The sequence below is a fragment of the Undibacterium sp. RTI2.2 genome (genome assembly GCF_035018705.1).
Taxonomy (GTDB): domain Bacteria; phylum Pseudomonadota; class Gammaproteobacteria; order Burkholderiales; family Burkholderiaceae_D; genus Undibacterium.
The window spans coordinates 1-21,861 of the sequence record NZ_JASJXN010000038.1 but is presented as its reverse complement, the minus strand read 5'-3'; the positions used below and the strand labels follow the sequence as shown (position 1 = coordinate 21,861).

Annotated in this window: 15 protein-coding genes; 9 read left to right on the top strand and 6 right to left on the bottom strand. The window is 47.8% G+C overall.

Annotated features, from left to right (window positions below; all coding sequences use genetic code 11):
* Positions 1-378 precede the first annotated feature (378 nt).
* A complete protein-coding gene (locus QN395_RS21660; protein WP_416200117.1) occupies positions 379-969 on the top strand; it encodes a DUF2252 family protein in 591 nt (196 codons plus the stop codon).
* A gap of 21 nt (positions 970-990) precedes the next feature.
* Positions 991-1,587, top strand: coding sequence for a DUF2252 family protein (locus tag QN395_RS21655; protein WP_416200118.1), 597 nt, complete (start codon positions 991-993; stop codon positions 1,585-1,587).
* A 159-nt stretch (positions 1,588-1,746) separates the two neighbouring features.
* On the opposite strand, the gene QN395_RS17110 is transcribed toward QN395_RS21655, so the two are convergent.
* Entirely contained in the window at positions 1,747-2,358 is a 612-nt protein-coding gene (locus QN395_RS17110; RefSeq protein ID WP_322119757.1) for a hypothetical protein, read from the bottom strand.
* Between the two features lie 186 nt (positions 2,359-2,544).
* The gene (locus tag QN395_RS17105; RefSeq protein WP_322119758.1) at positions 2,545-3,789 is read right to left on the bottom strand and encodes a diguanylate cyclase; all 1,245 of its coding nucleotides are present in this window, start codon (positions 3,787-3,789) and stop codon (positions 2,545-2,547) included.
* Between the two features lie 249 nt (positions 3,790-4,038).
* On the opposite strand from QN395_RS17105, the gene QN395_RS17100 reads away from it, so the two are divergent.
* Positions 4,039-6,279, top strand: a complete 2,241-nt coding sequence (locus QN395_RS17100) for a S9 family peptidase (protein ID WP_322119759.1) — start codon at positions 4,039-4,041, stop codon at positions 6,277-6,279.
* Between the two features lie 117 nt (positions 6,280-6,396).
* Here the strand turns inward: QN395_RS17100 and QN395_RS17095 are convergent, their stop codons facing one another.
* Positions 6,397-7,491 (bottom strand): DUF5694 domain-containing protein, encoded by a 1,095-nt coding sequence (locus tag QN395_RS17095; RefSeq protein WP_322119760.1) that lies wholly within the window; start codon positions 7,489-7,491, stop codon positions 6,397-6,399.
* A 326-nt stretch (positions 7,492-7,817) separates the two neighbouring features.
* On the opposite strand from QN395_RS17095, the gene QN395_RS17090 reads away from it, so the two are divergent.
* Positions 7,818-9,575 carry an alkaline phosphatase family protein gene (locus QN395_RS17090; RefSeq protein WP_322119761.1) on the top strand — a complete coding sequence of 586 codons (1,758 nt, stop codon included), beginning with the start codon at positions 7,818-7,820 and terminating at the stop codon, positions 9,573-9,575.
* Positions 9,576-9,829: 254 nt separating this feature from the next.
* Positions 9,830-10,372 carry a DUF3016 domain-containing protein gene (locus QN395_RS17085; RefSeq protein WP_322119762.1) on the top strand — a complete coding sequence of 181 codons (543 nt, stop codon included), beginning with the start codon at positions 9,830-9,832 and terminating at the stop codon, positions 10,370-10,372.
* A gap of 322 nt (positions 10,373-10,694) precedes the next feature.
* On the opposite strand, the gene QN395_RS17080 is transcribed toward QN395_RS17085, so the two are convergent.
* Both QN395_RS17080 and QN395_RS17075 read right to left on the bottom strand, forming a co-directional pair.
* Positions 10,695-13,901 carry an efflux RND transporter permease subunit gene (locus QN395_RS17080; protein ID WP_323492600.1) on the bottom strand — a complete coding sequence of 1,069 codons (3,207 nt, stop codon included), beginning with the start codon at positions 13,899-13,901 and terminating at the stop codon, positions 10,695-10,697.
* A gap of 1 nt (position 13,902) precedes the next feature.
* Entirely contained in the window at positions 13,903-15,156 is a 1,254-nt protein-coding gene (locus tag QN395_RS17075) for an efflux RND transporter periplasmic adaptor subunit (protein ID WP_322119764.1), read from the bottom strand.
* Between the two features lie 419 nt (positions 15,157-15,575).
* Here QN395_RS17075 and QN395_RS17070 point away from each other — a divergent pair, with 419 nt between their 5' ends.
* Complete coding sequence (locus tag QN395_RS17070; RefSeq protein WP_323492601.1) at positions 15,576-16,265, top strand: dienelactone hydrolase family protein; 690 nt, start codon at positions 15,576-15,578, stop codon at positions 16,263-16,265.
* Positions 16,266-16,309: 44 nt separating this feature from the next.
* On the opposite strand, the gene QN395_RS17065 is transcribed toward QN395_RS17070, so the two are convergent.
* Positions 16,310-17,008, bottom strand: coding sequence for a 3'-5' exonuclease (locus QN395_RS17065; protein ID WP_322119766.1), 699 nt, complete (start codon positions 17,006-17,008; stop codon positions 16,310-16,312).
* A 216-nt stretch (positions 17,009-17,224) separates the two neighbouring features.
* On the opposite strand from QN395_RS17065, the gene cas9 reads away from it, so the two are divergent.
* Genes cas9 through cas2 form a run of 3 tightly spaced genes read left to right on the top strand, consistent with a single transcriptional unit; the run spans position 17,225 to position 21,546 of the window.
* Positions 17,225-20,278 carry a type II CRISPR RNA-guided endonuclease Cas9 gene (cas9, locus tag QN395_RS17060; protein ID WP_322119767.1) on the top strand — a complete coding sequence of 1,018 codons (3,054 nt, stop codon included), beginning with the start codon at positions 17,225-17,227 and terminating at the stop codon, positions 20,276-20,278.
* A 5-nt stretch (positions 20,279-20,283) separates the two neighbouring features.
* Positions 20,284-21,213: a type II CRISPR-associated endonuclease Cas1 gene (cas1, locus tag QN395_RS17055; protein WP_322119768.1), complete on the top strand. Its 930-nt coding sequence runs from the start codon at positions 20,284-20,286 to the stop codon at positions 21,211-21,213.
* Between the two features lie 6 nt (positions 21,214-21,219).
* Positions 21,220-21,546 (top strand): CRISPR-associated endonuclease Cas2, encoded by a 327-nt coding sequence (gene cas2, locus QN395_RS17050; protein WP_262835340.1) that lies wholly within the window; start codon positions 21,220-21,222, stop codon positions 21,544-21,546.
* Positions 21,547-21,861: the final 315 nt, after the last annotated feature.

The window sequence follows — 21,861 nt, the reverse complement described above, 5'->3', positions numbered from 1 at the left end:
CTCACATCCATTTTCGTCGAATAGCGTTTGAATGACCTTAAGACTTGATAGCGATTATCACTTTTGTCGCGCTGCAAGCTTTTGCTTAGGTCTGTTAACATTGAAACTTGCAAATGAATTGATGCCAAAATGCAAGAATGCGCCATGGCGCTGCTTGCTTGTGGCTTTGTGCTTGTTTAGACCCAATCCCTTACTCGGTTTATCTCGGTTTTGTGTTAACGGGTTCCGGCTTCGTCAGTTATTCTAGGGCAAGTATAGTCGTTCTGGAGAATCGGCTTGGCTCCTTGTCACAAGAAAAAGAACAAACAATACCTGTTCATTAGTCAAGTTCATTAGTCAACTTTTGTTATCCCCATTTTGAAAACATATCGGCTACTTATGAAACGAAAGCATCAATTCCCTCAAACTTCTGATCGGGCGACGGTCTTAGCCCACACCCGGAATCTCAAAATGACCAGCTCCGCGAGTGCGTACGTGCGCGGTAGCACATCAAAATTTTACGAATGGCTTGAAACATCCAGTATGGGGAAAATACCCGAAGGGCCACCTATATGGATTTGCGGGGATTGCCACATAGGCAATCTTGGACCGGTCGCTGATATTGACGGTAAAGTTGATTTTCAAATCCGAGACTTTGATCAAACGGTGATCGGCAATCCTGCCCATGATCTGATCAGGCTGGCGTTGTCTCTTGCATTCGCCGCTCGAGGTTCTAACCTTCCTGGCATTATGACGGCGCATATGCTAGAGGTGTTAATGGATGGATACACATCGCAATTTGTGATCGGCGATGAGACGCCGATCCCAGTACCGGCGGTGGTCCGGGCTTCAATGAAAGTAGCACGGAATCGCACCTGGAAGCATCTCGCACGGGAACGTATTGCGGATGTCCGGCCGCATATTCCGCTAGGAAAAAAATATTGGCCAATCCTAGCCAAAGAACAAAACGCCATCCGATCTGTATTTTAGAAAGGAAGGGCTATCGATCTGGTGAACAAGATTCGCAGCAGGAATCTTGAAGATAATGTCAGTCTTTTGGATGCCGCCTATTGGGTCAAAGGGTGCAGCTCACTAGGCCTGTTGAGATATGCTGTACTTTTGGATGTTGATGATGTGAAGACTAAACGACAAGAAATTTGCTTGATGGATATCAAAGAAGCGGTAGCAGCAAAAGCTCCGCGGTATCCAGATAGCGGCATGCCATTGGTCAATGCAGAACGTGTCGTAAAAGGTGCCAGAAATCTCTCTCCCAATCTTGGCGAGCGCATGATGACCGGACGCATATTAGGCAAATCGGTCTTTGTAAGGGAACTTAGGCCAGAAGATCTAAAATTGGAAATTCAGACTTTATCTCCGCGAGAAGCGGTAAAAGTTGCACGTTATGTTGGCGCCATAGTTGGTAAGGCTCATGTACGACAAATGGATGAATCAGTTGCACTGGATTGGTTTAAAGAATTGACACGTAACCCGTCTAGTAAAGAGGCGCCCAATTGGCTGTGGAAGTGTACGGTAGAGTTAGCTGCGCTACACGAAGCGGCCTATTTAGATCATTGCAGGCGTTATGTCTCGACTCAAATTGATGATTAAATCGCCGCAAGCTCATGAAGGATCGATCCTTCTGCCTTTTCTGGACTATATTCACTGAACAAAAAATAAGGCGAATAAAAAACGGGAAATTTAAAATTAAAAGAGGGAAGCCTTTAATTTGACTTGTTCAGTTCAAGGCTCTAAAAACACCAATTATTTTTATTTAATATGTATTTTCAGCCCGCTCAACAAACCATCTTTAGCTGAATACAAAATTGGGCAGTTGACGACAATTTTGGTGGGTGTCAGGTCGACTAACTGCTTCTCTGTTGCATCCAAAACTTCTTCTTCTGATTTCAGCACATGGGCTTTTGTTGTATCGCGCCAGGTGACCATGTAGACGACCCATAATGGCGTGTATGCCTCGCTTTTATTGCGGTAGCCGACGCTCTCTGGTGCAGAGGGAAATACGCTGCCTTGCTCAAAATTGCTCAATTTATAGACGCGGTCTACTGCCGATGGCTGACCCGGCACTGGCGCACGCAACACATTAGATAGGCGCGATACGTAATTGGTATCAGCCTGTTGTGCCATCTTTTGATCGGACATGTCTGTCGAGATGTAATGCACCAGATGGCCTTGATACCAACCCGCTAGTAAGGGGATTTCTACCGTGGCGACCGATTTTTCATTGAGCTTGCTGAGATCGCTGTTTGTATCCGGTGCAGCGTAGCCAGCCTGGCTGGAGAACATCATGCTAAGCGCAATCGCACATGTGGCGATGCCGAGCTGGTTGAATTGAGTGCGGACGGATTGGAAACGACTTTGCATATGCTACTCCTCCATTGGTTTGATTTGGATATTAGCAGAGTATAGAAATTAGATGCGGTAGCGACAACAGCATTGTTTGGCGGAATAAAATTACTAAATTCAATCGTCCATATAAAATGCGGCTCCTGGCACGATATTGGCCTGAGAGCCGCAGAAGTATTGGACATCTAAAATATCAGTTCAATATCAAAGATCCAGCATCACCCGATTTCTACCGCTGCGCTTGGCCTCGTATAGCGCTTTGTCTGCACGCTCCAGCAGCTTACCTAGTTTTTTATCGCTTTCTAAATTTGTCGCTACGCCGATGCTGACTGTCAGGTGAAACTGCTCGCCCGATGTCGCATGTAGTACTAGGTCTTGCACGTGCTGACGTATCCGTTCTGCTGCGCTGATGGCGTCTTCGCGGCTGGCTTGTTGCAGCAAAACGCAAAACTCTTCGCCACCTAATCGTCCAAATACATCTGAATCGCGTAGCTCCAGCGTGACGGTTTGGGCAAATCGGGTCAGCACTTTATCGCCACTGAGATGTCCGTATTGGTCATTGATGGCTTTAAAGTAGTCCAGATCCAACATTAGCAAGGTCAAACTATTGTTGTAGCGCTGGCTAGTCTTAAAAATATGTTCCGCTTGCTCCAGAAAAGCACGCCGGTTCAATATACCGGTCAGCGTGTCGGTGGTTGCCAGCAGTTGTAGCTCTCGCTCCAACATTTTGCGTTGAGTCACATCGCGGTAAATGCCCTCTACCCCGGCATAAGCACCAGCGTCGTCGTAAATCGCTTTGCTGCTGATAGAGATATCAATCACTCGTCCATCTTTGCGCACCATCTGGCCTGGGAAGTCAGATACTTTGCCATCTTTGATAATTGCCGCTTTAAATGCATCGCGGTCTTCGTTATGCGGATAATACGATTCGGCATTTTTACCAACAATTTCTTCTGGCTCATAGCCCAATACGGTGCGCACACCGGGGCCAACCATTTGCACTATTCCGGCCGCATCGGTGCGGTAATACACGTCCTGCATATTCTCAAAAAGATGGCGGAAATTTTTCTCACTGATGCGAAGTTGCTCGGAGATTTCGCTCTGCGCTGTCATGTCCATCCCCACCAGCAATACTGCGCCCTCGCCGCCAAACTGAATAGACGAGCTTGCGACTAAGAGCATGCGCAAGTTATTTTTGCAAGTCCGCAGACGAAATTGGGTAGGATCATTAGCCCAATTGGCACCTTGTTTGTTTAAACGTTGATTCGATCGGTTGGCATCCAGAGGATGAACAAAATCACTGACCGGGCGCCCGATCAGGCTGGTGGCACTCTCTGCCTCTAGCAATATCGCAGCGGCCCTGTTGGCATAGACGATTTTGTTATTAATCAATACCGTCATCGATACCGGAATAATATTGATCAAATCACGAAGAAATGTATCGGACACCACTGCAACCTCTTTTTCTTTCCAGTACGACGATGCACAACAAATACAAAGCAAACACAAACTAAGTAGTAACACTGATGCACCTTAATTCTAGTCTAGCATTCTGACAAACCAAACCCAAAAATTGATTTGAAGCAAAATAAGTCATTATTTGCTATCTTGTTGCCTTCTCAATACTCTGCAGTGAAAAACTCAAGAGTTCACCAGTTTGTGCTGGCTAACGACCTTATCCAGTTTTCTAGGATTTTTATGCGCCCCTTATTATTCCCTTTACTCGCAGCCTTGGCCCTCCCCGCATCGGCAGAGCGTCTTACTCTGGAACGTATTTTTGATAACGCCAGTTTGGCTGGCAGCAGTCCCAGAAATTTGCAGGTATCGCCCGACGGCCAGCGAGTAACATTTTTGCGTGGGCGCGACGACGATCAGTTTCAGCTCGATTTATGGGAGTTGACCGTCAAAGATCAAAGCATGCGCCTGCTGCTGGATAGCAAAGTGCTGCAAGCCAACGAGCAGATTTCTGATCAGGAAAAAGCCCGCCGCGAGCGTGAACGGATTGCCAATCTGCGCGGGATAGTTGACTACGACTGGTCGCCAGATGGCAAACAATTATTAGTCCCCTTAGCCGGTGATTTGTATCTGGTTGAGTTAGCGCATACCGACAAAGCGCGCAAGATCGCATCTGGCGCGGTGATGTCGGCACAAATTTCGCCCAAGGGCCGGTATGTCTCGTACATCCGCGATCAAAATTTATTTGTGCTTGACCTCACCACCAACACCGAGCGCCAGCTGACTAAAGACGGCGGCGGGACGATCCACAACGCAGAAGCCGAATTTGTCGCCCAAGAAGAGATGGCGCAAACCAGCGGCTATTGGTGGGCACCGGACGATACTGCGATTGCGTTTAAACGCTTTGACGAAAGTCCGGTCCCGATTGCCCGCCGCTTTGAGATTTATGCTGACCGCACTGATGTCATTGAACAGCGTTACCCCTACGCGGGTGCTGCCAATGTGCTGGTGAGTTTGGCTCTGGTCAATCCGGAAAATAGCGAAATTAAACAAATTGATATTGGCAAAGACAAAGATATTTATCTGGTACGCGCCGACTGGAGTGCGGATGCAAAAACACTGGTATATCAACGCCAGACCCGCAACCAGAAACAACTCGATTTAATCGCTGTCAATGCCAGCAGTCTGACGCAAACAACTATGCTGACAGAGACCTCTGCAAGCTGGGTCAGCATTATGGATAAGCCTTATTTTTTGAAAGAATCGCGGCAGTTTATCTGGACCTCTGAGCGCAGTGGGCGCAAGCATATCTATCTGTACGATCTACAAGGCAAACTGATCCACCCTATCAGCCAGGGTGAATGGGGTATCGACAACATATTGGCAGTCGATGAGAAGGCACAAAAAATATTCGTTAGCTCCAACCGTGATGCAGTCACCGACAAACAAATCTATGCATTGAACTTAGATGGCAGTACTGCCGATACCCCAGTACGCGTCAGCAAAACCGATGGCTGGCACGAAGCCAAATTCTCAGGCAAAGCGGAGGTCTTTATTGATACCTGGTCTGATCCCAACACGCCGCCGCAAGTCAGCCTGCGTCAGCCAGATGGCACGCTGATCGCCTGGATAGAACATAACGAAGTCAATGCTAAACACCCGTATGCGCGTTACGCCAGCAGCCATGTGCCTACTGAATACGGCACGCTGACATCGGATGATGGTCAGACTCTGTATTATTCCATCAAAAAGCCGCTGGACTTTGATGCGAGCAAGCGTTACCCCGTGTTTTTGCAAGTGTATGGCGGCCCCGGCGCGCAAACCGTGCAACGTCATTGGGGTAGCTTGTTTGAACAATATATGGCGCAGCAAGGTTATATCGTTTTTAAACTAGACAACCGAGGATCTGCACGTCGTGAGCGCCGCTTTACCGACGCCATTTATCAAACGCTGGGTAAAAATGAAGTCGCCGATCAGGTCACAGGGATCAACTGGCTGGCGCAGCAAAGCTTTGTTGATGCCAAACGGATAGGCGTGTTTGGCTGGAGTTATGGCGGCTTTATGAGTCTGCGTTTATTGTCCGCTGCATCCGACAAAATCGCGGCGGGTGTATCGGTCGCGCCGGTGACTGACTGGGCCTTGTATGACACGCATTATGTTGAGCAATTTATCAACAGCCCAAAAGACAATCCGGCAGGCTACCGCCAAAGCGGTGTGTTTGCTCATCTGGATGGATTGAAGTCACCATTATTACTAATACATGGTATGGCCGATGACAACGTGTTGTTCACCAATACCACCAAGCTCATCGATGATTTAAGCAACCGTGGCATCTTGTTTGATCTGATGACTTACCCGGGTGCAAAACACGGAATATCCGGCGCAGCAAAGCAGAAGCATGTGTTTCGCACGATTGCGACTTTTTTTGATAAGCATCTGGCGAACACTCAAGGAAATAAAGGTGGCGCAACGCAGCTGAAATAGGCTGCCGCGCGCCATCAATTCTGCGATATCGGCGATGTGGTTTTGCTTGAAATTTCCTAGTGACAGTTGCGTGTTGGTTCTGCAACAGTTCAGCTATAACTCAGTAACAGTTCAACATTATTTCAGCACCGCTGCCACATCGACGATATCCACACCTTGCAGTTGTCCTAGCCAGGCATCGAACCACGGCTTGTGTGTGGCGCCGACAATCGACAAGACGCGGGCACCGAGGCGTTCGCGGAAGGTTTCGCGGATGTTGGCGACCATACGCAGATTACGGATTTCCCAGCCCGCAACCCACATTTGCGGATGGCCTTCTGGCGACTTTGCCCGTAAGGCTGCGCTGACATTGGCTTCGGCGCGTATCCGCAGGCCTTCCGGGTCGTTGATGGAACGGTATAGCGGCAGCAGATCGCTTGCCTTCGATAAGACATCTTCCCGCTTTTCACGCTCGCTCAACACCACACCGCCCGCGACCCAGGCCGCCTCGATCGACTTAACAAAGGCCTTAATGTCTGGCACATCGATACGATCACCAGTGTGATTATCTACTGCATAAACCTGCTGTAAGCCTAAGCGTGCGGCAAGACGCGCGGCTAACTGGTAGCTCTCGTTATTCACCGTCTCCATCCGTCTAAGTTTTGCGATTAATGCAGTGTCCAGACTATCGCCGACATGACGCTCCGCCTCTGGAAGCTGTCGCCACTGCACGTAGGCCGAGGCAAGTTCATTTGACGCCAGAAATAGCGCGGCCAGACGTCGCCGTTGCGCTGGGGTTGGAGCCTGATTCCTTACGGATTGAGCAGCCCAGGCCTTGAGCGTCTTATCCACTTCGGCCATAGCGGCAGGTACATCTAGCCCGGTAGCCGCTTTCGCCACGTCAGTAGGATCGCAGTACTCGGCACCGTACTTTGCAGGATGGCGGGCAGCAAGATCGCACTCTTCACCGGACTGGTCCTCAACAGTGATGATGTCAGGCTTAAACGCCGCCAGCCGGTTTAATACGCCGTCCAGTGCCGCAGGGTTGAAGTCTTTTGGCAGACTGTTCAGATGCATGGTGCCGAGTACCAGTATCTGCGAGCGTGGCCCGACCATGTCGCGGTCAAGCGTCGCCAGATCGCCTTGCGCCTGCGCTGCAAACGGCAGTGCCACGATGGCTGTTGCAGCGAATGTTGACACTAAACCCCGAATCCAATTTATCTTTTTACGCATGTCGTATTTCTCCAGGTGCGCATCGTTAAAATCTGACAGTGTAAGAAAGCACGAAAAAAGCTCAAGCGCATTTGGGACAGGATGCATATTCACAGGCTTAGGATGTTAAAAATACGGTATGTATTTTTACCGATCGTCAAACATACCAAGCCGGGCATATAACATCAGACAAGTAAGCGCGTCATCAACATGTAATTCTGCTCTGTGATGATATGAGTTTTTCTATTATTCTTACATGCTGCTCAGAAGCTATTCACGATTAAATCGAAAGATTACTGTTAATAGTCCTTGGCAAAATATCTGCCATCTCAACCATCTCATATGCCATGACCAAATCCAATTCACTCAGTAGCAGCAAGCTTCCGCATCAAGGTTTACACCGTTTTCAGCGGGCATTGATGGCGACATGCGTTGCTGCCAGCGCAGCCGCCATCGCGCTGTCCATTTCCGGCACGGCTGTAGCAGCCGACAAAATCCCTGCTAACAATGTCATTAAACCGAAACTGGTGGTGGTATTAGTCGTCGACGGATTACCGCAAGAACAGGTGCAACGTTATCGCGATCAGTTTGGTCAAGGTGGCTTTCGCCGCTTGCTGGATCAGGGTGCATGGTTTAGTGACAGCCATCAGGCACATGGCGTCACCGTGACGGCGGTTGGTCATGTAGCGGTGCTGACGGGCGCTTATCCTTATCAACACGGCATTATCGGCAACGAGTGGATAGATCGTGCCAGCATGAGCTCGATGTATTGCACACAAGATGCCGCTTACACTTACCTGAACGAAGAAACCAAACCCAGCGATGGCACCTCTCCTGCAAATTTACGGGTAAGTACGCTAGGCGATGAGCTGCGTTACAGCAATGGCAATTTATCTAAAGTGGTGACAGTATCAGGCAAAGATCGTGGTGCAATCCTGCTCGCTGGCAAAACTGGCACGGCATACATGTACATGGGCAAATCAGGTAATTTTGCCACCAGCACTTATTACCAGAAAGAGAACCCGGATTGGCTTAAAACTTTTAGCGCTGCCAAGCCGCAAGACCGCTTCTACGGCAAACAATGGAAACCCTTGTTACCTGCACCAGCCTATGCCAGCGATGCGCCGGATAATTCGCCAGGTATGGCAGCGGTGGTAGATAACCGCAGTGGTTTTCCTTTTATTTATGGCAGCGACTCAGGTCAGCCAGACGCTAATTATTACGGCAAACTGCCGTACAGCCCTTATCTCGATGAGCTGACGCTGGACTTTGCCCGCGCTGCCATTGATGGTGAAAAATTAGGTCGCAATCCGGCGGGCGTCCCCGATGTGCTGGGCATCAGCTTGTCTAGCCACGACTATATCAATCATAGTTTTGGCCCAGAAAGCCGTATGTCGCACGACCATCTGCAACGCCTTGACCGTCTGCTCGCCAGCTTTTTTGATGATGTAGAAAAACGTGTAGGACTGGAGAACACACTGATTGTGTTAACCGCCGATCATGGCTTCCCTAATGTGCCAGAATTTTCTCAGTCACAGAAGCGCGATGCGCAGCGTCTGAATACCGCCAAACTGATGAGCGACGTCAACGACCATTTATCAGAAAAATTTGGACTAAAGAATCTGGTCCTCAAATTTTCGTTTCCTAGCTTGATGCTGGATTACCCAAGCATCGATCAAAAAGGCCTGAAGCGGGAAGATGTAGAAAACGCGATCGCCCGCTTTTTATCTAACTACCCTGGCGTAGCAAATACCTACACCCGCACGCAGTTGAGTAACGGCAATTTACCTAACTCGCGCCAAGCCAAGCTGATGCAACGCGGCTGGAATCAGCAAGTGTCTGGCGACGTCATGATCGTTACCAAACCATATTGGTACTTCGGCAGCGGCACCACCGGCACATCACATGGATCGCCTTATAACTATGACACCAACGTACCATTGATGATCATGGGTAAGCGCTGGATTAAACCGGGTGCTTATGCGGAATATGCCGAAGTCGTCGATATCGCCCCAACACTGGCGCACCTGTTACATGTGCGCCCGCCTAGCGGCAGCGAGGGTCGGGTTTTAAACGAGATTATCAAGGCCGATGCCGTTAAATAAACGGCAGCGTTGCCAAGGTCTGGTCGCTAGGGTCTGTTGACAATTAAATCGTGAGATTTATTTGTCAACAGACTGACAGACCCTAGCCATTTGCATGGATGATTCTTACGATTCATATCAATTTGTAAGCAAGCTTTTAGAATTGATGCGAATGGCTACAATGATGTTAAGCCCCGAATATCTGGGCGAAATGCAGGGAGTGATTAAGGATGAATCCGTCCCTCTTTTCAACATCAAACGCAAGGAGAATTAACATGCTTCCAGCAAGCAAAGTAAGCAACGCAGCTACAGCGATCTTGGGCGCGCTAATGGCGATCGGTCTGATGTTGACGGCGCAAACTGCCATGGCAGGCGAAGCCAAAGTCAATTGGATAGCACCAGAAAAATTTACCGACATCCGCAGCGCCAACGAGACGCAAGAGAACGCACAAGCCAACCTGATTAAAACATTTGATGGGATTTTTGCCGATCTGGCAAAACGATTACCCGATGGCTACCAGCTAGAAATCAATGTCACTGATCTGGATCTGGCAGGTGAAATCAGACATGGCTTTGCAGGTGGACTACAAGATGTGCGGATAGTCAAAGCCATCGACTGGCCAAAAATGTCATTCTCTTATTCACTCAAAAATGATAAGCAGGAAGTCGTCGCCTCTGGCAAAGAAGATTTGCGCGACATGGATTTTCAGTCCAAACCTGATTTCAGTTATAGCGGCTTTAGATATGAAGAGCAGATGCTGAAAGATTGGTTTAAACATCAGCAAAGAAAAGATGTGTTCCCGACCCGTGATAAGTGAGCCGCTACCTTTGTCATCGGGATTTCTTTGACATTTTATGATCACTTTCAATATACTCCCCCTTATTTTATGAAAATATGGTCTATTGTCCAATGATTCTCTGGACGATTAAATATACATATCAGGAGTATATAAATATCAGATTTATGCAAAGCTGACTTCCATTGAGAGAATCCAGTCCTGCAGCAAACTCAAACATCAGCAATAACACCAGCAACAGCGTCATCAAAAGTCAAAGCCAAAAACAAAAGCCGTTCAGTCTAAACTGAACGGCTTTTTGTTTTTCAATAATTCGGATTAGCTTTAATCCAAATCCATTGTGCTAAACACTAGCGCGTTTGTGATGTACCAGGTACGCAAACCCTTTGAGCAAAGAGCGGAACACAAAGCGCAATAAGGTCAAGGTCAACAAGGCTTCGATCAAGGTAACAAAGAAAGCAAAAATAGGATTCCAACGACTATTTCTATCCGCAAACTTGGCAAACATGCGGTCGCGTGCGATCTCAATACTGTCGTAGAAAGTCGGCACCACCAATAAGGTCAGCAAGGTGGAAGTGATCGTGCCGCCGATGATAGAAATTGCTAACGGACGATAAAACTCACCACCCTCACCCATGCCTATCGCCACCGGCAACATGCCTGCGATCAGGGCGAATGTCGTCATCAAAATAGGACGCAAACGCATACGGCCTGCGTACATTAATGAGGCTTCTCTATCATCACCGGACCCTTCTTGCTCATGTTTGCGGGCGCAGTCCAGCAACAAGATAGCATTTTTTGCGACCAGCCCCATCAGCATAATGATACCGATCATACTCATCAGATTGATGGTGGAGTGCGTCAACAGCAGCGCAATCATGACGCCGATCAAGCTTAAAGGGAGAGACAACATGACGGCCAAGGGCGCGGTAAAAGAGCCAAATTGCATGACCAGTATCAGATACATCAAGCCGATTCCCATGATCAGAGCAGTGATCATTTCGGTGAATAATTCTTTCTGATCTTTGGTCGAACCAGTTAATTCCAAGCCAAAGCCCGGCGGGAAGTTGATCGCTTTCGCAATCGCCAAGGCATCTGTCGTGACTTCACCAGGCGAGCGCCCTTGTGTATTGGCAGACACGGTAATCGTCCGTTTGCCGTTGGAGTGCTCAATCTTGGCCGGTCCTTTACCCATTGTAATTTTAGCGATCTGGTCGAGTGGCACCATCTTGTCGCTACCGCTGACTGCTACCGGCAAATGCTCGATGTTTTCGGCGCTGACTCTGTCATCTGGATGCAAACGCACTGCCACATCGCGCGCCTCGCCAGTGGGATCTACCCAGTCGCCTACCTCAACCCCGGCAAACGCTACACGCAAAGCCTGTGCGGTGTCGTTGACAGAAATCCCCAAGGCATTGGCAAAGCCACGATTGAGTTCAATCTGCAATTCGTCCTTAGGATCTTGCTCAGACAAACCGACGTCGACCGCGCCATTGACTGCGCGTAATTTCTCAATAAAGTCACCGGTAATCTGGAGCAATTTACGAGAATCCGTGCCGTAAAAATTGATCTGAACAGGCTTACCGCCGCCATTGCTCAAGTCTTCTTGCACGACATATTCTGCACCGATCAGGCTACCAACTAGCTTACGCAGTTCGGCACCGATTTCAACTGCAGATCGTTTACGCAGCGTACTTTTGCCGATATCCACATACACACGTCCACCGGCTGAATTGACGTTGCTATTGGTGGCAACTGTCTCTTTAATCGTGCGTGCCAGTGTCGCTGCAGCTTCTACTTTTAAGCGGGCATAATCAATACTGGAGCTCGATGGTGTGCGCACATTAATGATAATCGTACCGTTGTCAGAGGCAGGGAAAAAGCTGGTGCCGCCGTATTTTCCAAACAAGCCGATTGCCAGTACCAAACTCATGATAGCGATCAACGCCATCCAGATCCGGTGATGTAAAGCCCAGGCAATGATGCGGCCATAACGATCTGCCTGATGATCAAACCAGGTATTAAATTTGGCGAGTTGCAGACTCAATCCTGTCTTCGGTTTCTCATGATGACCGATAGGATCACCCCAATACGCCGACAACATCGGGTCCAGCGTAAAGGAGATAAACAGACTGACCAGAACGGAACTGGTCACAGTTAATGCAAATGGGCGAAACCATTCGCCAGACACACCCGGCATAAACGCTACAGGGATAAATACGGCAATGATAGAGAATGTCGTCGCAGCAACGGCAAGACCAATTTCACTGGTGCCGTTGAGCGCAGCAGTGCGCCGGTCTGATCCCATCTCCATATGCCTGACGATATTCTCGCGTACCACAATGGCATCATCAATCAAGACCCCGACCGCCAGCGACAGACCCAGTAAAGTCATAAAATTCAAAGTAAAGCCGCACAGCCAGATCGCAATAAAAGCAGCAATCACCGAGGTCGGTAAGCTGAGCGCCGTGATCAAGGTAGAGCGCCAGGAATTTAAAAATACATACACCACAAAAATCGTTAAGACCGCACCAAACATCAGTGAATCGATCACGTTGTTGAGGCTATTCTCCGCGTTTTTACCACCGTCCTGGGTCACTTCAAACTTGGTACCGGCAGGCAGAGTTTTGCTGATCTCGGTCGTCAGATCGCGGATTTTATTCGCCACGCTCACCGTGCTGGCATCGCGTGAGCGGGTGATCGCTATACCAACGTTGGCATTACCGTTGCGGATACTAAAGCCGTTGATCTCTGCAAAATCATCTTTAATCGTGGCGACTTGCGCCAGTCTTACCACTTCGCTACCGCGCTGCTTGATCACGATTTGTTCAAACTCGGCAGGCGACTCAATACGGCCAATCAGACGGATACTTTCTTCATTGAGTTTGCCGCGGACTTTACCTACTGGCGCAGTGGTGTTTTGGTTACGTAAAGCGTTGACGACCTCTGCTGCGGAGACGTTGTACTCACGCATTTTTTGTGCACGCAATAAAATACTCAGCTCACGTTTTAAAGACCCATTTACCGTGACCACGGAGACGCCATCAATGGCACGAAACTTATCAGCCAACTGATCTTCTGCCATCCGCGATATCTCAGCATGATTTAAGGTACTGGAGGACAAGGCCAATTGCATGATCGGTTGTGCATTCGGATCAATCCGCTGCAAAATCGGTTCACGCATTTCGGTCGGCAACTTGTAGCGGACTGCACCAATTGCATTGCGCACTTCTTCCGCTGCTTCGATCATATTTTTGGTAAAAGTAAATCCCAGCACAATAGTGGCACTGCCTTCATTAGCAGTTGAGCTGATGTTGTCCACGCCAGAAATACTTTGCAGTGATTTTTCTACCCGGTTAATAATCTCGCGCTCGACGGATTCTGGTGATGCACCAGGATAAGGGAAAGAGACAATCAAAGCGGGGATTTCTACATTGGGACGCTCGTTGACCTTGAGCTTTTTTAGCGCCAGAAAACCGATGCACATCAAGCCGACAATGATCACGATCATCGCAATCGGACGTTTAATACTGAAGTCAGATAAGAACATATTATTTCTCCGACGCTTTAGCTGCGGTTGCAGTCGTGCTTGAGGCTGCGGTTGAAGCTGAAGTTGAGGCTGAACTTGCGACTGGTTTCAGCTCGACGCTCGCTGGCGCAGCAATCAGATCAACCTTTTGACCCTCACTTAGCGTAGATAAAGGACTGCGGATGACTTTGTCGCCAACCACCAGACCTGAGCGAATTTCGTAATCACCGTGACGTGGATCACGGGTACCCAAGATCAGGCTGACTTTTTTAATTGCGCCATCTTTAATCTGCCAAGCATAGGCTTTGTCGCCATCCAAGACCAAGGCAGAACGTTGAATCATCATCGTTTGAGTGCTACCGGCCTCGATACGACCTTCTGCATACAGACCTGAGACGCGTGGCTGCGTTTCGCCAGTCAATGCAACCAGTACCTCAACCTGACGCGTAGTCGGGTTGGCGGCGGTATCAACCCGCTTTACTTTTCCGCTGAACTCTTGGTCACCGTAGCCATTCATATGAAAAACGACTGCCTGGCCGATCTTGACTTCATTCACTTTATCGGCAGACACCAGGCCTTCCAGTCGCATGCTGGTCGGGTCAATGACCTTCAGTAATTCTTTACCGATCTGCGCCGTGTCACCAGCAGACACTTTGCGCTCGCTGACGATGCCGTCAAATGGGGCGCGCACTTCGGTACGTTGCATTTGCTGTTTGGCCTGAACTACTTTTGCCTTTGCGGCGACCAGATCGCTCTGTGCATTATTGCGGCGGATTTCGGCATCTTCTAAAGATTGGGTCGATACCATGCCAGATGCGCGCAAAGTTTTTAAACGCTGAAACTGCCGCTCCGCCTGATCAAACGATTGCGCAGATGCCCGCGCCGCCTCTTCTGCAGAATGCTGGCTGTCGCGGATCGAGGTGTCATCCAGGCGCACCAGCAAATCACCACGTTTTACGACTTCGCCATTTTCTTTTAGCACCTGCAAAACGACTGCGGATAACTCTGCACGCAAATCCGCTTTGCGCTCAGGCTGGACCGACCCGGTAATCACTGGACCGGAGGACAAGGCGCTATTTTGTATCAACAACATATCTTCGGGAGAAATCCGCAAACGACTTTGCTCAGCCGCCCCAGAGCTAGTGCTGGAGCTTGCGCTGGCCTTTGCACTTGCGCTGGCTTTAGCTGCATCATCTTTTCCATTTTTATCGTTCTTGCTGCAAGCCGTAACAAGAGTTGAGGCGAGTGCAATGACGATCAGCGTTTGACGCAACATAGAAGAATCTCCCTAGAGTAGTAGCTTTTGATTATTGATTTTGACTGTTTGGTGTGAACCTCTTATGTTTCAGAAGTTCAACAAAATGTAACGGAGTATTACCAGACCAGATCGTGGTGTCAATCACTCAATGAGGATAATTTTTTACACTGCCAGGAATGACACATTTTTTGTGTTTGACTTGCCAAATTCGCCGCAACTCCGTGCAAAAATCAATGCAAATATAGACGAGCACTGAACTCTTAACTTCAATACAGGCTTCAATAAACACTTGTGGTTTTAAGACGAGTCCAGTAGTCTGCGCCTCTTTCTTATTTTGCTTATCCAATTGGCAGTCAGGGACTCATCGCGAGTCAACTGCAAACCGGGCGCAAACGCTCAGTGCAAACAATACCTGCTGCCAAAGCTGTTTAAAATTTATGACCGTATTAATCGCCACAGATGTCTTTGGCAAAACCCCAGCGCTGGCAAGCCTGGTTCGTAGTCTGGGACAAGATTGTCTGGTGATCTCACCTTTTGATGACGAGCAAAGTGATTTCCGTTCAGAGCAAGTCGCTTATCAAGCGTTTATTGCGCAAGGCGGATTGACGCGCTATGTAGAAAAGATCATCGCGCTTTTAGAGGCGCAGCAGTTTGAGGCTAAACATAACGCCGAACATAACGCCGAACGTAATACAGAACAAAATTCAGCACACAATCCAGAAAATAAGCTCGACGTCATCGGCTTTAGTGTCGGCGCCAGCGCATTGTGGATGGTTGCTGCTAGCAGCTTAGCCAGAAAAATAGCTTCGGCACACTTATTTTATGGATCACGCATACGCGAATACACACATCTACAAGCGCTCTGCCCCACCCGATTGATTTTGGCCGAACGGGAAGCCGCGTTTGATCCTGCAAAACTCCTACAGCAGTTGCGCCAGAACAAAACAGCAGAACTTTTAGTGGAGTTAGCCCCTAATACTAACCACGGATTTATGAATCCATATTCCGGCGGTTTTTGCGTTAAGGCACAGGCAAAATATACGCAAGAGCTGGCTCTGAGGCTGCAAAGCAAGGCTGCCCAGCATACGCCTCAAATTAGTCGAAGCGAGGCAGCACTCGCGGCATAAACATACTGAATATTAGAAAAAATTAGTGTCGATTAAGGCAAAGGCTACGACTGCAATGCCAACCAATGTCGGTAAGTCAGCAAAGCCACTTGGGCATCATCTGCGGCATACTTGATTTGGCGCTCAGTCAATGGCACTAATGACCAGTTAGAGGTGGATATCTTTTTCGACTTTTGTAGCTTCGTCCCGAAGAACAAGGCCACAGCCGACTTCGCGCCCATGTCACTGCCCTTTTTCTTACGCATTGCACGCGACAGATCAAGCACATTTTGTGGCGCGATCCCCAGACGAGAACGCAAACGGCTCTGATCGTCACCCAGACCAAAACCTACTTTTAATATATGACTGGCTTCCAGCGCCTGTTTGGCCGGCTCTAAATAAAGCGAATCCAAAACCGGAAATAAAAACGCCTGCGTATCGGTCGCCAGCTGTATCAAATGCGGCCCGCTAGAATGTTGACCTTTAACAAAAGTCGGGCGCGATTCCGTATCAAAGCCCAGCACATCCGCTGCCATTAAAGCAATTCGCGCCTGCTCAGCCAGTGCGGCAGTAGTAATCACGAAAACGTTATTTAAGGACACGCCCTCGTAAGGCGGCAACATTGGTTCGGGTAAGTCATCCGGCTCTGTAGCCTCGGACAAAATGGTATCGGTTGCTGAAGACGACACAGGGGAAACGCTAGTGAGAGACACTGCATCACCCGAATTATTCGGATCATCAGCGGAGTGAGTAGGTAAGTTCATTCGGGAATCATACACGCCATGTTATTAGGGGTAAATTGCATACCCAAAAGAGAACGCATCGTGCAAAAAGCAAAAGACCGCATATAGCGGTCTTTTCATTTGGTGCATCTTTCAGCTTGTTAGCGTCCAAAGCACATATCCCAATCTGATAATGCTTGAATAATAGTCGCATATTATTGTAGAGTCAATGTGTTATAAAAAAACAAAGGAACTAGGATGCTCGGCAAAATGGCGTATCGGTTGGCATTAGATTTAGGATCAACCTCTTTAGGTTGGTCAATGATAAGACTTGATCAAGAAATTCCGCCGTCTCCGATAGCAGTTATCAAGGCGGGAGTACGAATTTTTTCAGATGGACGAAATCCAAAAGATGGTTCATCACTTGCCGTTACTCGCCGAGAAGCACGTGCTACGCGTCGCCGTCGCGATCGTTTATTAAAACGAAAAGCGCGAATGACTAAATCACTTATAGAACATAATTTTTTTCCTGTTGACGCACAATCACGTAAAGAACTAGAACTACTCAATCCCTATACGCTACGAGCCAAGGGCTTGGATGAAATGTTGACGCCACAAGAATTCGCTCGTGCACTCTTTCATATCAACCAGCGACGTGGCTTTAAAAGTAATCGTAAAACCGATAAAAAAGATAATGACAGCGGCGCCCTAAAAACCGCAATTAGTAAGTTGCGATCGGCTCTTATTGAAGAAAACTGTCGCACAGTAGGTGAATGGCTACATAAACGAGACAGTTCAGGTAAAACTGTGCGTGCCCGTTTCCGTGAAAGTAAAGTTACTAGGGATGACGGAAAAACTCGCATCGATAAAAGCTACGATCTATATATCGACAGAGCAATGATTGAGGCTGAATTTGAAGCGTTATGGCAAAAACAAACCACATTCAACCCGACACTTTTCAACGAAACAGCCAAAGTAGATTTGAAAGATGCGTTGTTATTTCAACGTCCACTCAAACCTGTCACACCCGGGCGCTGTACGCTACTCCCAGACGAGATGCGCGCGCCGCTCGCACTACCAAGTACGCAGCGCTTCCGTGTCTACCAAGAAGTAAATAACCTCAGAATACTGCGTGCTGGTCTCAAAGAAGAATCTTTAACTATTCAGCAGCGAGACATTATTGTCGCGGCTCTCGAAGAGAACAGCAAACGTTCATTCACTCAAATAACGAAATTACTCGGTTTAGGATCCATTACATTTAATATTGAAGATGCGAAACGTCAGGAGCTTAAAGGCAACACGACAAGCGCGATTCTGAGCAAACCAGATCATTTTGGGAAATCATGGTTTTCATTCGACGAAAGCAAACAAGACGCTGTAGTGCATCAATTAGTAACAGAAGAAAATCTCGCAAAATTAATGCGCTGGCTTGTTACTGAAACGGGTATAGACGAAGACCAAGCGGAAGTCATTGCCAACATTGGGCTACCGGAAGGATATGGAAGCCTAAGTATACAAGCGCTGAACCGCATACTTCCAGAGCTAAGAAAAAACGTTATAACCTACGACAAAGCCGTACTGGCAGCAGGCTTCGCACACCATAGCAATATTAGTGCATCAGCGACAGGTGAGATTTTATTAGAGCTTCCTTATTACGGCCTGCCGCTACAGCGCCATGTCGGATTTGGTACAGGCAACCCAAATGACACAGATGAAAAACGTTATGGACGTATAGCAAACCCAACTGTTCATATCGGACTGAACCAGGTTAGATTAGTCGTAAATGCGCTGATTAAACGCTATGGACACCCTAGTGAAATTATCGTAGAAGTCGCACGAGATCTTAAACAAAGTAAAGATCAGCGGGACGATGCGAATAAACGTCAAGCAGAGAATCAAAAACGCAACGCACGCTTGCGTACCGATGTGGCAAATATTCTACAAATCAGCGAAGAGCGGGTAAAAGCGGCAGATGTGCAAAAAATGATTTTATGGGAAGAACTCAGCTTTAACCCAGCAGATCGTCATTGTCCATACTCTGGGATTCAAATCAGCGCGCACATGCTGCTCAGCAACGAAGTAGAAATTGAGCATATATTGCCATTCTCTATAACGCTAGATGATAGTCTCAACAATAAGACGGTGGCACTTCGCAAAGCGAACCGAATTAAGGGTAACAATACTCCTTGGGATGCGTTTGGAAAGCAAACGGTAGCCGGATTTTCTTATGCCGAAATACTCGCCAGAGCGGAGCAAATGCCTAAAGCTAAGCGATACCGCTTTGCGGAGGATGGCTATCAAAGATGGCTTAAGGACGATGCAGGTTTTTTAGCCAGAGCACTTAATGACACTCGCTATCTAAGCAAAATAGCACGTGAATACGTTCAATTGATTTGTCCAAAAACACGCGTTATCCCGGGACAAATGACAGCAATGTTGCGAGCCAAGTTTGGCTTGAATGATGTACTTGGGCTCAATGGTGAAAAAAATCGTAACGATCATCGACATCATGCAGTTGATGCTTGTGTCATCGGCGTTACAGATCAAGGTTTAATGCAACGGTTTGCGCAAGCAAGTGCCAGCGCAAGAGAAAAACAACTTAATCGACTTGTCGAGAATATGCCTTTACCTTGGGAGACTTATCGCGAGCATGTAGAGCGTGCGATACAAAGAATTTGGGTGAGCCACAAACCAGATCATAGCCACGAGGGTGCGATGCATAATGATACTGCTTACAGTTTGCTCGGCAATGACAAAGTTAGCGTGCATAAGATAGTTGATGGCAAACGTACTCGCGTTGAAGATAATCTCAAGGTCATTGAATTTACTGATGGCAAAGCAATTGATCGGCACGGACTAAAACCTAATGGGGAACCGAAGCCTTACAAAGGATATAAAGGCGACAGTAACTATTGTATTGAGATTGTCCGCAACGAAAAAGGAAAGTGGGAAGGAGAGGTTGTATCAACATTTGACGCTTACCAGCTTGTACGTAGTTCAGGAATTAAACGATTGCGTGACTTGACTCAAAGTCTTTCCGGAAAACCGTTGGTAATGCGGTTAATGATAGATGACTTTGTTAGGCTAGAAGTAGACGGCATTCAGCAATCGACTAGAGTTGCAACCATTAGTACTAATGGACAAATTTTTATGGCAGGTATTAATGAGGCCAATGTCGATGCTAGAAACCGGAGCAAAGAAGAGGCTTTTGGTTATATATCAAAAACTGCAGGCTCTCTACAAAAAGCAAAAGGACGAATGGTAAAAATATCTCCACTAGGTGAACTACGTGATCCCGGTTTTAAGGAGTAAACTCCATGATAGGCCGCATAGTAGAAATAGCTGATGACCGCCGCCATTTATTCCTATCACGCGGTTTTATGGTGGTGCAGGATACTGAAGGTCTACGCAAGGAACTAGGGCAAATACCATTAGACGATATCGCTGCGGTCATCGCTAACGCACATGGTTTGAGTTATACCAATAATTTAATCATCGCTCTAGCGGAACGCTGCGCACCTTTTGTGCTGTGCTCTGCGAATCACAATGCAGCCGGCATGCTACTACCAATCGAAGGCAATTTTCAACAGGCAAAACGTTTTGATGCGCAGCTAGCGGCATCTCAACCCACTATCAAACGCCTTTGGGCCGATATTGTTAAATCAAAACTCCAACAACAAGCGGCAGCGTTAGAGGCAGCTAACGTTGCCAGCATTCCTTTATCGTCCTTGGTACGCAAAGTACGCTCTGGTGATCCAGACAATTTTGAGGCACAAGGAGCACGACGGTATTGGAGTCTTCTATTTGGCGACGACTTTAGGCGTGATCAACAATCTGGCGGATTAAACTCGATGCTTAATTACGGCTACACCGTGTTGCGTGCGACAACAGCACGTGCTGTTGTCGCTGCAGGTCTGCATCCGACGATGGGGCTACATCATAGTAATCAAGGTAACGCAATGCGCCTAGTCGATGATTTGATGGAGCCATTTCGCCCAATGATTGATCTCAAAGTTTGGCAGTTGCATAAGCAAGGTGAGAGTTCTATCACACCGGAAAGTAAGCGCGCATTAGTTCGCACCATGTATGACGATATGCAAACAAATGTCGGTGTCACACCTGTTATTGTCTGTACGCAAAAACTTGCGACATCGTTGGCTCAAATATTTATTGGTGAAAAAGATAAACTGGATTTACCTTTACCTGGCTTACCCCTCAATTTGGCTTCAGCTCTGCAAGAAGAGTAATGCGCCATGCTTACCGGATATCGCATCATGTGGATTGTAGTGATGTTTGATTTACCTGTGATAGAAAAATCTGAACGCAAAGCAGCAAGCGAATTTCGCAACTCCTTACTCGATATGGGATTTGAAATGTCGCAATTTTCTGTATACATGCGCTTTTGTACTAGCCAAACTCAAGTAGATACGTATTGCAAACGAGTCGAGCAAAACTTACCCAGCGGCGGCAAGGTGAATATCCTACAATTTACGGACAAACAATACGAACGTATCATCACTTTTCGTGGAAAAGCGAAACAAGCCCCTAATAAATCCCCAGATCAATTCGACTTATTTTGATGAAAAATCCCGTTTTTACCACCTCAAAAAAGCATAAACCCCTGAATAATCAGGGGTTTATGGTGTTACTAGTTTAGCAGATTGGGATATGTGCTCTGACCGGAACACAAGTAGCTAGCGCACCCAATCAGCTACAAGTTTAGCAGATTGGGATATGTGCTCTGACCGGAACCTTTGCGCGCAGTGGATAAAACATGGGATAGTTTAGCAGATTGGGATATGTGCTCTGACCGGAACATTAGCCAGTGACATAACTGTGGAACATAAAGTTTAGCAGATTGGGATATGTGCTCTGACCGGAACACTGGACTGGTG